At 47.6% G+C, this 14,124-nt stretch carries 13 protein-coding genes; 1 reads left to right on the plus strand and 12 read right to left on the minus strand.

What is annotated here, in order from left to right:
* The 8 genes from RSX24_RS12350 to RSX24_RS12385 all read right to left on the minus strand — a co-directional run bounded on the left by RSX24_RS12350 (window position 1) and on the right by RSX24_RS12385 (window position 9,098).
* Complete coding sequence (locus tag RSX24_RS12350; protein ID WP_343260765.1) at window positions 1–1,776, minus strand: sensor histidine kinase; 1,776 nt, start codon at window positions 1,774–1,776, stop codon at window positions 1–3.
* Window positions 1,777–1,810: 34 nt separating this feature from the next.
* Window positions 1,811–2,395, minus strand: a complete 585-nt coding sequence (locus RSX24_RS12355) for an RNA polymerase sigma factor (protein WP_343260766.1) — start codon at window positions 2,393–2,395, stop codon at window positions 1,811–1,813.
* A 45-nt stretch (window positions 2,396–2,440) separates the two neighbouring features.
* Window positions 2,441–2,926, minus strand: coding sequence for a DedA family protein (locus RSX24_RS12360; RefSeq protein ID WP_343260767.1), 486 nt, complete (start codon window positions 2,924–2,926; stop codon window positions 2,441–2,443).
* Between the two features lie 306 nt (window positions 2,927–3,232).
* Window positions 3,233–4,228, minus strand: coding sequence for an S-layer homology domain-containing protein (locus tag RSX24_RS12365; protein WP_343260768.1), 996 nt, complete (start codon window positions 4,226–4,228; stop codon window positions 3,233–3,235).
* A 479-nt stretch (window positions 4,229–4,707) separates the two neighbouring features.
* The gene (gene tnpB / locus RSX24_RS12370; protein WP_343260769.1) at window positions 4,708–5,796 is read right to left on the minus strand and encodes an IS200/IS605 family element RNA-guided endonuclease TnpB; all 1,089 of its coding nucleotides are present in this window, start codon (window positions 5,794–5,796) and stop codon (window positions 4,708–4,710) included.
* A 230-nt stretch (window positions 5,797–6,026) separates the two neighbouring features.
* Window positions 6,027–7,118, minus strand: a complete 1,092-nt coding sequence (locus RSX24_RS12375) for a Gfo/Idh/MocA family protein (RefSeq protein WP_236417002.1) — start codon at window positions 7,116–7,118, stop codon at window positions 6,027–6,029.
* Between the two features lie 32 nt (window positions 7,119–7,150).
* Window positions 7,151–8,071 (minus strand): helix-turn-helix domain-containing protein, encoded by a 921-nt coding sequence (locus tag RSX24_RS12380; RefSeq protein ID WP_339278010.1) that lies wholly within the window; start codon window positions 8,069–8,071, stop codon window positions 7,151–7,153.
* Window positions 8,072–8,093: 22 nt separating this feature from the next.
* The gene (locus RSX24_RS12385) at window positions 8,094–9,098 is read right to left on the minus strand and encodes a Gfo/Idh/MocA family protein (protein WP_343260770.1); all 1,005 of its coding nucleotides are present in this window, start codon (window positions 9,096–9,098) and stop codon (window positions 8,094–8,096) included.
* Window positions 9,099–9,381: 283 nt separating this feature from the next.
* Between RSX24_RS12385 and RSX24_RS12390 the strand changes: the two genes are divergently transcribed.
* A complete protein-coding gene (locus RSX24_RS12390) occupies window positions 9,382–9,978 on the plus strand; it encodes a LysE family transporter (protein ID WP_343260895.1) in 597 nt (198 codons plus the stop codon).
* Window positions 9,979–10,174: 196 nt separating this feature from the next.
* On the opposite strand, the gene RSX24_RS12395 is transcribed toward RSX24_RS12390, so the two are convergent.
* The 4 genes from RSX24_RS12395 to RSX24_RS12410 all read right to left on the minus strand — a co-directional run bounded on the left by RSX24_RS12395 (window position 10,175) and on the right by RSX24_RS12410 (window position 14,123).
* Entirely contained in the window at window positions 10,175–10,387 is a 213-nt protein-coding gene (locus RSX24_RS12395) for a hypothetical protein (RefSeq protein ID WP_236416998.1), read from the minus strand.
* 359 nt (window positions 10,388–10,746) lie between these two features.
* Window positions 10,747–11,130, minus strand: coding sequence for a DUF3221 domain-containing protein (locus RSX24_RS12400; RefSeq protein ID WP_236416997.1), 384 nt, complete (start codon window positions 11,128–11,130; stop codon window positions 10,747–10,749).
* 121 nt (window positions 11,131–11,251) lie between these two features.
* On the minus strand, window positions 11,252–12,409 hold the full coding sequence (locus RSX24_RS12405) for a S1 family peptidase (RefSeq protein ID WP_343260771.1): 1,158 nt from the start codon (window positions 12,407–12,409) through the stop codon (window positions 11,252–11,254).
* Between the two features lie 832 nt (window positions 12,410–13,241).
* Window positions 13,242–14,123 carry a carbohydrate ABC transporter permease gene (locus tag RSX24_RS12410; protein ID WP_343260772.1) on the minus strand — a complete coding sequence of 294 codons (882 nt, stop codon included), beginning with the start codon at window positions 14,121–14,123 and terminating at the stop codon, window positions 13,242–13,244.
* Window position 14,124: the final 1 nt, after the last annotated feature.

Below are 14,124 nucleotides of genomic sequence, written 5' to 3' on the forward strand. Positions count from 1 at the left end.
TTAGCTCTCTTCTCCCTCGCCCGTGGGAAATTCAACGAAAAATCGAACCCCATCGGCCAAATTCGTTACGCCATATGCGCTGCCATGCATGTCCAAAATTTGTTTGACGATGGACAAACCTAACCCGTTGCCGCTGTTATAACCACTTCGCGATGCATCGATCCGGTGAAATCTTTCCCAGATCAGGTCCAATTGGGATTGAGGTATGGGCTGGCCCTTATTTTCTACCGTCAACCTCGTCGAAAGGGCGCTGCTTCGAATCTCCACGGTAATGATGCTATGTTCATCCGCATGCCGAACCGCGTTTACGAGCAAATTCCGGATCACTTGCTCGATCCAGTCCGGATCGGCCACGATGGGAAGCTCATTTACCGGAACGACGTCGATGGCCGACCGTTTGCCGTCCAAGGCATGAATGAGCTTGCCGGCCACCCGCTCCGTCAGTTCGCTGAGCAAAAAGGTCGTCTTTCGAAGCGCAATCGATCCCGAATCAAACCGGGCCAAGTCAAGCATGTCTTTGATCAACTTCTCCATCTTTTCCGTCTCTTCGATAATGACGGATACATAGTGGTCCTGCTTTTGCACGCTCACGGCGTCATGCAATCCTTCGGCAAAGCTTTTAATGATGCTTAACGGTGTCTTCAGCTCATGCGATGCTCCTGAGAAAAAACTTTGCTGCATCTTTTCGAGCTTTTGCTTCTGCTCCATGTCCCTTTGCAGCTTCTCGTTCGCCTTGGTCACCTCATGCAATGCCGCGTCGAGATTGACAGACATCGTATACATGCTTTGAGCCAGGCTTCCCATTTCATCACGCTGCGGCAAAGGCGGCGGTTCCATGCTGAAATCAAGCTTGACCATTCGTTTGGCCATCTGATTTAACGTAATGAGCGGGCGGGTAACGACTTTGGAGAAAAAGAGCGACAAAAACAAAATGAGCACACCTCCTCCGATTCCCCAATAGATCGAAAACCATTGGAATGCCTCGTTCGTGTCGCTTACTTCCTGCAGCGATGTGAGCGAAAACAGCAACACCAGCTCCTGATCGGGTCGCTGTACAGGTTGAATCGTAATGATGTTGCGGATACCGCTCCACGGTTCCTCCCATTCCTGTTCAACGCTTTTCATGCTGCGGAGATCTTCGATCAGGGTATCAGGCAACGGGAATTGCTCATAGATCGCCTCCATCAGAAGCCCGTGCCGGTTGTTCCAGACTTTGGGCAGGGTAAGCTCCGTTACGGTGCCCGTGACCGTTTTGGACGAATCCCCTTGTTCGCCGATGAGCGGCAGGCCTTTCTTGGATATTTGGCCGGGATACATCACGTGATCGGGATTCGCGCTCTCCATCGCTTCGATGTCTTCATCGCTCCAAACGGTTAGACGATCCCCCACCTTAATGTCCAAACGTTTGAACTCTTCCCCGTACAGATTCATGAACAGCGAAAGAGACACGTTTGTTTTTTGACCGTCATCCTCCGTTATAATCATGTGGTAGGGGTCCTCCCATACCAAGTTTCCCTTCATATCCACAACCGTGACCTGGCTTTTGTTTCGATTCATGAACTGCAGCATCTGGTTGGAAAACCTCTTGTTGTCACCCGGCGTATCCTTATAATATTCGGCCAGTCTAGCCAGATTTTGTTCAACCTTGCCGAGCTTGTGATTTTCATAAAAGCGTTCAAAGAAAAACAGCTGGGAAAAAATAACGATCCCGTAAAAGCAAACAAAAAACAATGCCGTCACCAAAAATAATTTGCGCGTGATTCCCCAATTTTTCATGCATTCTCCTTACTTTACGATGCTTTGCAATCAGTTATGAAAAGGTATGAATGCCGTTGACGGGCGCCTCCATGACCAAACGTTTCTTCAAATCATTGCGTGCCCGGAACAAATAGGTTTTGGCCGTATTTTCCGGAACTTGGTTTACAGCGCTGATTTCTTTCAATGACATGCCGAGCACATAACGCTGATAAATGTAGGGTCTCCATTTCGAGGGAATTTTCTGAATCATCGCACGGATCTTGCCTGCTTCTTCCTTGTGCACCAATTTCTCTTCCGGCGTTTGCTCATCGGAGGGGATGATGTGAATCCATTCGAGAACATCCGACTGGTCCGAGCCAAGTGAACTGACCGTTTTTCGAACCTTTCGGTATTTCAATGTGTCCAGGCAGACGTTCTTGCCGATTCGATAAATCCATGCCGTGATATTTTTTTTCTCGTCCATGCTGTCCATATTTTTATAAACCCGCAAAAACGTTTCCTGTACGATGTCATCGCAATCCTGACGTTCTTTGAAGTATTTGGAAGCCAATCGAAAAACCATGTTCCGGTAGCGCTCCATGAGCGTGGTGAACAAGTCTTCGTCGGTTCCCGCATGCCATGTCAACAAACGGCTCATTGTGTCAAACCCCATTTCTCTCCCAAATGGAACGATGATGATATTTTAAGTCATTCGGCCAAGCGCGTGGCCAATGGTTATAAAGATGGAACACCAGAGCAAAGCGCCAAGACTGGCGATCAAGAAGTAATTTCTGAACCGCATGCCGCTAATGCCTGAAAAATAACAAGTCAGGTGACGCAATCCCGGAATGAAGTAGCCGATTAGAATCGTCCATCCCCCGTAGCGCTTGAACCAACGGGCAACCCTATCCAGCTTGTCAGGTGTCAGAAAGACATATTTTCCATATCGAACCAACAATTGATGTCCAAACGTTCTGCCAAGCCAGTAACTCAGCATCATGCCGGTCATGGTTCCCAAGAAGCTGATCACAATAGAAGGCATGTAATCCAGCGTTTGAATCGAAGCCAGGTAACCTACCGTTGTCATCAAAATTTCATCAGGAATGGGCAGTCCCACGATACCTACAGCGAGCAATATGTATATGGCGGCGTATCCGTATTGGCTAACCGTTTCCATGACCCAGTTCATGTGATCCCCCTCTTCATGGTGCATTTCATGATCGAGTTATCGTGCTGGTGCTGAAGGTTTCGTCGTATACTGAATGTTCGTTCTGTTAGAATATATAAAATGTGCAGTTCAACCTGTATAAACGCGCTTTCCTTTCAGTATCCCCAGGACCGCCTTTCAACTTTCACGGTAGATGAACCTATTTTATTGATTCCGTTTGTCGTTTGTGTGTCCAAATCGCCAGAAAACGGAATATTAGCTCTATTACACAAAGAAAGACACCACGTATGGTGTCTTCCCTCACTAATTATTATTGCTCGCGATCTTTTATTTTTGAAGATCAATTAAATGGGTCAAAATCGTTACCGCTTCGGCACGGGTCGCGATTTTCCCGGGAGCAAACCGGTTATTGCCTACACCGTTCACCAATCCGGATTCAACGGCGGCCGCCACATACGGCAGCGCCCATGCCGGAATTTCGTTTGCATCCCTGAATGCAAGCTGCTTCGAACCATCCGCTGTTAAGTTCGCTGCGCGCGCGATGATTGTCACGAGTTCCGCACGGCTCAGCGGTTTGTGCGGACCAAAGGACCCATCCGGGTAACCTTGGATGATCCCGGCCTCCACGGCACTGTCGATATAAGCTTTGGCCCATGCAGGAATCCGTGACGCATCCGCGTAGCTGCCGCTTGCGCTTGCCTCTTTGAGTCCCAGAGCCCGGCTGAGCATCGCCATAAATTCGGCGCGGGTGACCTTCTGATCCGGACGGAATGTACCGTCGCCGTACCCGTTTACGAACCCTGCACTGACCGCTTTATCGATGGCTGCTTTTGCCCAATGGCTCGAAATATCCTTAAGCGCCGGCGCATTTGCCGAACTTCCGCCGGAACTCGAACCTGTCCCAGGTTGGGACCCTTGGTTCGTTCCACTGCCCGGCGTAGTGCTCGTTTTATCTTGATCTTTGTCCGTGCTGCTGCCTGGTTGAGTGGTTGTACCGTTTCCACCAGATCCGGTAGTTGCACCGTTTCCGCCCGATCCGGAACCCGTTCCCGGATTCGAACCCGAATTCCCCGGATTGCTAGGATTCGTTACAGCGGATTTCTTTACGATACCAAATTGGTCAATGACAAACGGCGCAGCGTCATGCAGATTTTGGTCGATCTCATAGGTCACTGCCGTCAGTTTGTTTCCTTCAATCGTAATGCCAACGAAATTCTGAACCTGGCTGCGCATTGGTCGACGGTTGTCTTTAGGATCCGGACCATACTTGGCCGCATGGTTCTCTTCCGCGCGATCAAAGAGACTGTAGTAAGCTTCACCCAAGTCAGTGCTCGGATTTTTGTATTGCTATTTTGATTAATTTCATACGTCAATGCGGAAAGTTTGTTCCCGTCCACCGTAAACGACACAAAGTTTTGAAGCTTTCCTCTCGCGGTACTCGTTGTGTCGCCTTCTTCACGGGCATGGTTCTCTTCGGCCCGCTCGAACAAGCCGAAGTACGCTTCCCTCAGAGCAGGTTTTTGATTTTTTGAAATATACTTTGGCACCTGCCGTGGCTGGAATCAAATAGATCGTGCCATCCGGTTCAACCGTATATTCAATGGTCTCGCCATTGAAACTTTCCGTAATTTTGGACGCCTCTTCCGCCGTTCCATCCTGCTTGATCGGCTTGGTGCGTGCTTGAACACTCCCACCACTTAGCTTTCGCTTGAAGTGGGGGGATTCTTGGGTAATCGAACCTCTGGGTTCGAAGTGGACCAAGCGATCCCTGTGGTCCCCACAGTTCTTTTCGATATGACGATCTATATGGCAACATCCTTAATGTTTCGGGCTGCATTAACATCCCGATCGTGGAGGGTCTGGCAGGATGGACACACCCATTGCCGTACCGAAAGATCTTTCACTTCTCGGTGTAGCGCTCCGCATACATGGCAGGTTTGACTTGTCGGAGCGAACGGTTCCGCAATCTTGAGGGTACGCCCGTACCATTCCGCTTTATACGTGAGCTGCCTTCTGAATTCACTCCAGGACGCATCGGCGATCCATTTGGCCAGCTTGTGATTCTTGAGCATGTTTGAAACTTTTAAGTCCTCGATACTGATCGTTTGGTTTTCACGAATCAGCTTGGTGGACAGCTTGTGCAAAAAGTCATGGCGGATATTCGCCATTCTCTCGTGGATCCGGGCGATCTTCCGTTTGGCTTTTTTCCAATTGGAGCCGTCTTTCGTGCGCCGGGCCAGCCTCCGTTGCCAACTTGCCAACTTCTTTTCATATTGGCTCCAGGCTTTCGGATGAGTAACCCGCACACCCTCGGAGGATACCGCAAACGTTTTAAGTCCTAGATCGATCCCTACCGACTTATCGTTATCCCGCAAGGGCTCGATCTCCACTTCACAAATGAGCGATACAAAATACTTCCCCGCGGCATTTCGCCGTACCGTAGCCGAGAGGATGCGTCCTTCACAGGTGCGAGAGTTTGCAAACCGCAGCCACCCCAGCTTGGGGAGCTTCAGCTTACTCCCATTCACAGCGATATTTCCATTGGTGTATCGGGTCGTGTAACTTTGCACTGGATGTTTACGGTTTTTGAAACGCGGAGCCTGTGTCTGCTTCTTGAAGAAACGATCAAAGCTATCGGCTACATGCCGAACAGCCGATTGTAGGGCAATACTATCCGTTTTTTTCAACCAAGGATGTTCTTGTTTTAGATCTGGAAGCTGCGTGGCACAAGCATGGTACGACAAGCTCTTGCCCGTAGCGTCAAACGTATCCTTCCATTGTCCCAGAAAATAGTTGAACACAAAGCGGCAACAGCCAAACATCTGATGGATCCACTGCTGCTGAGTACGATTGGGGTAGATCCGATACTTGTATGCTTTATGGAAGAGCATGCCATAAACCTCCGTTCCTTGCAGTTATTATAGCACATACGTTCGGTTTTTGATAGAAAAAAATGGCAATTCATTCCCCGCCTAAAGCTGACGCTTTTGAGGAGGGAGTCTTCTCGCCTTCAATGATAAAAAATACGACAGCCAAGAGTGTACAACCTCTCTCAACTGCCGCATTCGTTTAGAACGGGGGTCATTTTCGATTCCGCTAAGCTGCAATTCACATGGCTTGATTAGTTGGATTCGTTCAAATACACGGCCTTGCCTGTACGTGCCGATTCATAGATCGCTTCCAAAATTTGCGACACGACCAATGCCTGCCTTGGCGTAACGACCGGATCTTCGTCTTTGTCGATCGCTTCGATCCATTTGCGCATCTCGACGTCCGGAGCGCTTTCGCTTTTTCCTTCATAGAACGCGACGCCATTGGCGCTTAACTCCACGTCCTGGGTATAGAGGCGGCCCAGTTTTTCCCCGTTGATCCGCAGTCCGTTCTTCATGTCCGCGCCTGCCTCGGTACCGCTCAAGCTGCATTTGGCCTCATCGATATCCATCGAGTTGAGCGCCCAGCTGGATTCCAGCATAATGGTTGCGCCATTTTCCATGACAATCATGCCAAAGGCGGAATCTTCGACGGAAAACTGTTTGGGATCCCACGGTCCCCATGCGTTTGCGGCATTTTCCCTTTGCGAAAGCTGGTGATGGGTCGTACCCAGGACCACTTTCGGCTTATAGTTGTTCATCATCCAAAGCGTCAAGTCCAGGGCATGAGTGCCGATATCGATCAACGGACCGCCGCCTTGCTTTTCCTCATCGAGAAATACGCCCCAAGTCGGAACGGCTCTCCGGCGAATGGCATGGGCTTTGGCAAAATAGATCGAACCCAGTTCCCCGGCATCGCACAGCTGTTTCAGGTAAAGGCTGTCTTCCCGGAAACGGTTGTTGTATCCGATCGTCAGCTTTTTGCCGGTACGCTCCGCAGCTTCAAGCATGAGTTTGGCCTCGGCAGCCGTTTTGGCCATCGGTTTTTCGCACATGACGTGTTTGCCTGCCTCCAGGGCCGCAATGGAAATCTCCGCATGCGAATTGTTGGGTGTGAGCACATGCACGATATCCAACGTTTCGTCCTGAAGCAGCTCGCGATAATCCGCATATACCTTGGCATCTGAACTGCCATACTTTTGTTTCGCTTCTTCGGCACGTTCTTCGACGATATCGCAGAAAGCTGCAAGCTCAACCCGATCCAGCTTGCTCAAGCTGGGCAAATGCTTCCCTTTGGCAATGCCGCCACATCCAATGATTCCTACGCGGTATACTTTTTCCATATCCATTCTCCTCACACCGAAATAGTTTATGTTTATTTTGAACTTTGTTTCATTTTGCGATAAACCGCCGGAGTCAGACCCATGCGCTTGCGAAAGACGGCATGCAAATAATTGGCATTGGCAAACCCGGAAGCACCGGCGATCTCTTCAATGGAAAGGCTGTTTTCCTCAAGATTGCGACATACGTTGCGCAGGCGAATATCTTCCAGCACGCGGCTAAACGGCATGTTCGGCTGAACCTGGTAAAATATCCGCTGCAATTGCCTTGTGCTGATATGAAGCTTTTCTGCCACATGTTCCAGCGTCACGGCTGCGGGATGGTTGGCCTCCATGTATTGGAGCGCGTATTCATACCTGTACATGGTCATGTCCCGTATGGGCGCCTCCGCTTGGTACGGCCCATTGTCGTAAGCCTGAACCGTCCGCAGCAAAATGCTGACGACCAGCTGTTTAATCGTTGTGTAATACCCGACGCGTTTATGATCACATGCTTCGTATGCTTCCAAAAAACAGCTCATGGCCCGATGGTAATCCTGGACAGGAACAAGCGGCAGCGCGCCGAGCTTTTGCACCGTTTCTTCCGCTTCGGCCGCTTCCCAAGGATCAACATCTTCCCTCCGGCGCGGGACGATGTCCACATGCAGGCATAATTCGTCCATGTCCTGTTCGGCATCCGCTTCCTGATAATGGACCACGCCAGGGCCTGTCAAATACAGCATGCCTTCGGACAAGGAATGCGGCTGCTCCCCAAGAATTACGATTCCTTTGCCGCGGGGGATAAAGTGAAACTCGTATTCGGCATGATTGTGGAAATCGATGACCCTTCCTGCGGGAAACGAAGTCAAATGAAATCGGAGGACCCGAATTTCGTAATGCCCCCATAGGATCGAAACATCCAGTCTCTCCAGCAAATCCTGCCGTTCAAGCATTTTTCCATAGGGATATCGGCTCACAAGCTCCACCCGCCTTCCCTAGTTACGCCTGCAGCTCGTGAAGCGAAATTTTTCGCCCTTCTTTAGCTGAAATATTGGATGCCTCCATCAAACGGGTCAGCTCCACGGCCATGTCAACATTATCCACCGCCTGGGTATCGTTAAGTATATGGGAAACCCATTGATTGAATGCGCTTTCTTTTCGTTCAGGCAGTGGGATTTCCGTCCACTCCCTATAAGCTTCAGGGCCATTGTTGGTGCGAATAAGCAGCTTGGCTTCAGGTGTACCGTATAGCAGCGATCCTTCCGTGCCATGAATCTCGATCGTGAATGGGGAATGGCTGTTCACGAATCCAGCCTCGACCACGCCGATGGCGCCTGATTCCGTAAACAAGGTCACGACGGCGTTATCTTCGACTTCTTTGCCGGTCACGTATCCGAAATTCGCTTGAACTCCGGTAACTTCCTCCCCAAGGAAAAGTTTGGCCAGGTACATCGGATGACATCCGAGGTCAATCAGCGCGCCTCCCAAGCAATCTTCAAGGCTGTAGAAATGCTCTGGCAGCCATTCCCCAATCGCTCCATTATGCGATAACCTGGCCCTGACATGTGTGATCTTGCCCAGCAAACCTTGCTGGAGGATGTCCAGCGTTTTCAACGTATATCCCTCGTTCAAGCGAGGCAGCGAAACCGTCAGTTTAACACCGTGTTCCCGAACGGCCGCCAAAATTTCGTTCGTTTCCGCCAGCGTTGGAGCAAGAACCTTCTCGGTAAAAATATGTTTGCCCGCCTTGGCGGCGGCCACGATGACTTCACGGTGAAGGCGGGTTGGCGCATCCACGATTACCGCTTGCAGATCCTCCTGCGCGAGCATGGTTCCAAGCTCAGGGAAGAAAGGTACATCCAGGCGCTCAGCCGCCTCTTTGCCGCGCTCGGCGTTTTCATCCCACACGGCAGCCAGCACGGTCTCTTCATGCTGCTCGGCTTGGCGGATGTAGTCCCAGGCATGCACATGCCATAAGCTGATTTTGCCAATTCGAATGGTCACGACGTTGTACCTCCGATATATAATATTCTGACATTCCACTATAAATTATCACAGAGTTCATCTTATTTAAATCGAATCTTGCGACAATTCATATATAAAATTACGACACAATTTAAACAACCCTAACTTCTGACGTCATTCCCTTGCATGAAATGCCATATTCGCACAGATATGATCGAGACCTGACTTCGGCTGACAAAGAGCTGAACCCCCGAATTGAATCCATCGTCGCCCATCGGGTGCAATACGATCCACCAAGCATCGGAAAACGCTCTAACAGAGAATAAGTTCTTGTTTAGGATCAATTACCGTAGAAATGACGAAGCAAGGCTTGAAAAACGGATTTACTCATGGCTGGGCGGTCGGCCTTGGGGGCATGACCATTGATCTGACCTTGATTATAGCGATGTATTTAGGATTTGCCTCCCTCCTGTCGCTGCCATATATTCAACTGCCGCTTTGGCTCGTAGGTGCAGCTTTTCTGGCCTATTTGGGTTATGATTCCATCAAAAATGCGGACAAGGACATCACCCCTGCGGACGAAAAAACGCAAAAATCGTTTTGGAGCACCTACAGAAACGGATTGCTCGTGGCGGTATCGCCAGGCAATCTTATTTTTTGGGTCTCCGTATTCGGCGCCGTCCTGTCCGATTCCTACAGCTCCAGCAATGCAGGAAGTTTCGCGTTTGCGGCATGCGGCGTACTTAGCGGAATCCTGATTCATGACATCGGACTTCTATCGGTCGTTTCCGTGACCAGAAAGGTCATGAGCCGCCGAATGATTCAATGGGTTTCGGTCATTGCAGGGATCATGTTAATCGGATTCTCGATCTATTTCGTTTATGAATTTGTTGTAGGAGTCTGGAATTATATTAAATAGCATTTGCTTTATCTAAGCTCAAGAAAAAAGGAGATCGCTGCTGGCGAACTCCTTTTTCTAATCGCTGCTGCTATTGCTCCCTTGCCCTGCTGATGATTGGCGGCATTACCTTGGGACCTCACCTGGAAGGATGTGAAGCCACGTTTCCGGCTTGAGCATTGTTCCTGTCTAGGATGAAGGGTAAGATAAGGCATCGTTATGAGCTGCGCTCAGCTCCATCCGCCTTCTTTGCAGTCGCGTTGAAACGATGCACAATGTTTTGCCGCAGATCGACCTTCCACTGGTTGTGATACAGATGCAGCAAATAATCCTCATACATCCTTCTGAAAACCGCATGATGCTCGTATTCGATTAGCACGCCCAGCCTACGGATCATACATCCTTCAAACCATCGGATGAATTTAGACATGATAATACATTCTCTCCCATTCAACAGCAAATGTTCGGCAACAAAGAAACTATACCGAAAAACCATATATTGATTATCCTACAACTGGCGTTTCGGGCTCTATCTCATTCGTGCTGAATCGTTGCCTATTTCTCCTATGTTGGCTCACTCGAACCACGCCTCGCACTTGTTGCGAATACGGCTACGAAACCAACGATGGAAATAGATTGATGATCATCGTCTTTTCGTTTATGGACATTTCGATTCTATTACTTCAAGCTCACTTGAAGTCAACACCAAAAAAGCCGCAGCTACGCGGCTATTAAGCATGTATGTTCGTGTCGTCTTAACAAATCAGATGTGTACAGTTAGTATATGGATTACCTTACAATTTCTATTTTTGTAGCAGTTGTTCGTCTAATTCTACTATCTTCATACATGCCATTTGTCCACACTTTGACATGGTCGCCAACTTCAAGATTTGCTTTTATATCACGTGTTGAAACATCATAAGCTTTTGGTTCATACTGAGTGATGATTTCATTCGTTGTTTTACCTTTTACTTCTTTTTCGGATAAACCAACTATAACAGTAACTCCTGAATTATTTTTTTCAACAATAATCCCCTGAAAGTCCATTCTTTCACCTGCTTGATACTGATATTTTTCTAGCGCGGATGTTTTTGTTAAGTGATTGTTACTGCTACTGCAACCAGTAAAGACAACAATGATCAGAATCAATAATATTGAAATATATGTTTTCACAACAATCCCACCTTGTTATTTGATAATTGACTAACCATAAGACGTAAACAAGGTTGTTTTTGTTTCAAATTTAAGTGAATATTTCAAAATATTCCTTTACAGACGGCAGGGTAGGATTAATTTAATTATTTAACCACGTAACAGGTGTTATACCAAGTCGATTTTGTATATGAGTTACATGGCTATATACCCGGTAGGTTGTTCCATTCTCTGTGTAGGCGCCTTTGTGCACACCTTTTAATTCACCATTGTTGTTGTTCCAAATCGTACCACCACTGTCTCCACCATCTGATATATAATTCGCTACCCGCATCGAACTAAACCAAACTGTTCCATACACCGGATTAGTCCAATATCGGCTGCTATTTTTACTAAGAAGTGTACCGCAACTGTTCCCCCACATTCCAGATTTACAGACCCTCTCGCCCAACACATCGTTACCAGCGACTTGAACACTTGAAAATTTAATCGATTCAGAATAAACTTTACTACTCATTGAGTTGCTTGAATTTAGTCTAATCGCTGCAGCATCAGCTTCGTTTCCATAATTAACTTTACTGCTTGTGTATCCAATATAGTTATTCCCTTGATACACACCTGTTCCCGAAGCCTTCGGCCAACAATGTTCTGCAGTAACAATGTACGGATTAGATGAGGGATCAATTGCGGAGAATCCGATTGAACAATTCCCACCACCACCAGCTTTACCATCAATAACTAATCCACCTAGCATGTACGTATGAGTATCCGTTCGGGCATCTTCGGAGGTCTTATAGGTTGGATCAACTACTTCTAAATTAATGATGCTTGCATCAACATCTGTAACGGAACTAATTATATCCAAGGCAGACTCACTAATATGGTCGCGAATGCCTACAGTAATTTTCTGGTTAATAAAATCCAAATTAACATATTCTATATTAATTCCGTTCTCTCTAATTTTTGTGACACTTTCAGAAATGCGATTGGTAGCTTTATCAAGCTCCTCTTCTGTATACTCTGCTGTATAAATTCTTATTGGTAACTCGTTGTCTAGGCTCTTAGATATAAAATTTAGCTGTTTTGAGGGAATATCTTTCTTAAATCCAACGTTTATGATCCCACCCTGGTTTTGATCAATATATATTCCAAGGAAGTTCTCCTTTAACTCTTGATGAGAGCGTATTGTTTCTTTGAGAATTGGAATGAACTTATCTTGTTTATTGAATCTTTCATCCAATGCTTGTTCATTAGTTTCTCCTCCAAATTTTAATGAATGATAGAACCTTTCAAACGACACCTTTAAGACATCGTACTTTAATTTGCATTAACGCCTTGTCCACCTCCTGATTCGTTAAATCTATAAATATATACTAATAATAACAACAATTCACAGGGAAATGTTTCAATTATATATAATATATTTCTCCATATTGTCAGAAGAAAACGCTGATTTCTCTAAATATGTATTACTGGATCGATCTCAAATGACTGTCTTCTTCTAACAACTCGGAAGAGCCAAGTTCTTTCTTTAATACCTGGTATAATATAACGATGATAAAATCATCGAACCCATTATCCTAGACAGCCAGCACATTTTAGCCTATGATGCTCAAAAAAGATGACTTGTTTTATCTTACCTTAAGGGGGGCGGCTCCACATATCTGCCCGTTCGTATTGTGAGAATAACCAATTCTTTCTGGTTGATCCTTTTTGCAAGTTAACTTCAAGGATGAAGGGTATCCCGAGTAAACGTACCTCCCCGTGGGCCTAGACCCCGAGCGCAATAATGTTGACCCAACTTGTCATGACCATGATTAAGGCTGGTTGGAACACCATTGTCATTTATCCCGCCACTTTAGAAATGGAGGACTTCTGACAACTTCTTGTTAAATCACCTCAATGTCGTGTTGGCCAGGATCAGATCTGCCATGGATTCGGGCCCTCGCTTCATTATAGGTGTGAACTGCGGATGATTGTATCTCGGAAAAACACAATTGTACCGGTACAATTAAGATTTCGAACAGACAGCATCGTACCAAAGCACCCCCATCCAAAAAAAAGCAGCCATCCATTGCGGACAGCTGCTCAGCGAATATTATTATGGAATTTGCGATGCTCATCCTCAATGATTATCCTTTGACGGCCCCCAATGCCACGCTGCCAATGATCTGCCGGGAGAATACAGCGAACACGATAATAATGGGAACGATGGAAATGGCCACGCCCAAGTAGAGCAACCCATAATCCATGCCATAATATCCCTGTACTAATGCAACGAGCACCGGAAGCGGATATTTATCCAGGGAGAAGAACAGCACCAGCGGCGTCAAAAAGTTGTTCCACGAGCCGATGAAGGTAAAGATGCCGAGCGCGGAGACCGCCGGTCCCAAGATGGGCAGCACGATCTGGTTGAATGTGCGGAATTCGCCGGCGCCATCCACGCGCGAAGATTCGACGATTTCGTCCGGAATGCTGGCCTCGATGAACTGTTTGATAAAGAACACATTGAAGGCATTCGCCGCCGCAGGCAAAATGATGGCCGCATAACTGTCCAGCATGCCCAGCGTGCTAAACAACCGGTACATCCCGATCAGGGCAAGCTGCCCGGGCACCATCATCGTCGCAAGCAGGAACAGGAAGAGCCAGGTTCGGCCCTTGAATTTGAACTTGGCAAAACCGTATGCCGTAAGCGCACCCACGTACAAGGATAGTACGGTCGATGTTCCCGCAATGAAGAAGCTGTTGGCGAACCCGCGCCAAATATTGATTTTGGACGCCATGTTTACATAATTGTCGAGCAGAAACGGTCCGGGAAGGAAAGTAAACGTCGATGCAATCGTCGCATTGTTATGCGTGGAATAGATGAGCATCAAATAAAACGGGATAATGCAGATGCAAGCAAGAATGACGAGAAACAGATACACCAACACCTTGCCTACCGTCAGCCTTCTGGCTCTCGCATAGGATTGGACGGCAGTATTGGAATGCTCCAGCGTTTTCGCGGTTTGCATG

Origin of the sequence: Paenibacillus hubeiensis (assembly GCF_032334105.1) — a bacterium.
In the GTDB taxonomy this organism is placed as follows: Bacteria; Bacillota; Bacilli; order Paenibacillales; family Paenibacillaceae; genus Paenibacillus; species Paenibacillus hubeiensis.

Bases quoted from the DNA above. Each gene is read 5' to 3' on its own strand.
- RSX24_RS12350 (WP_343260765.1), bottom strand. From the start codon at position 1,776: ATGAAAAATTGGGGAATCACGCGCAAATTATTTTTGGTGACGGCATTG.
- RSX24_RS12355 (WP_343260766.1), bottom strand. From the start codon at position 2,395: ATGAGCCGTTTGTTGACATGGCATGCGGGAACCGACGAAGACTTGTTC.
- RSX24_RS12360 (WP_343260767.1), bottom strand. From the start codon at position 2,926: ATGAACTGGGTCATGGAAACGGTTAGCCAATACGGATACGCCGCCATA.
- tnpB (WP_343260769.1), bottom strand. From the start codon at position 5,796: ATGCTCTTCCATAAAGCATACAAGTATCGGATCTACCCCAATCGTACT.
- RSX24_RS12375 (WP_236417002.1), bottom strand. From the start codon at position 7,118: ATGGAAAAAGTATACCGCGTAGGAATCATTGGATGTGGCGGCATTGCC.
- RSX24_RS12395 (WP_236416998.1), bottom strand. From the start codon at position 10,387: ATGTCTAAATTCATCCGATGGTTTGAAGGATGTATGATCCGTAGGCTG.
- RSX24_RS12410 (WP_343260772.1), bottom strand. From the start codon at position 14,123: ATGCAAACCGCGAAAACGCTGGAGCATTCCAATACTGCCGTCCAATCC.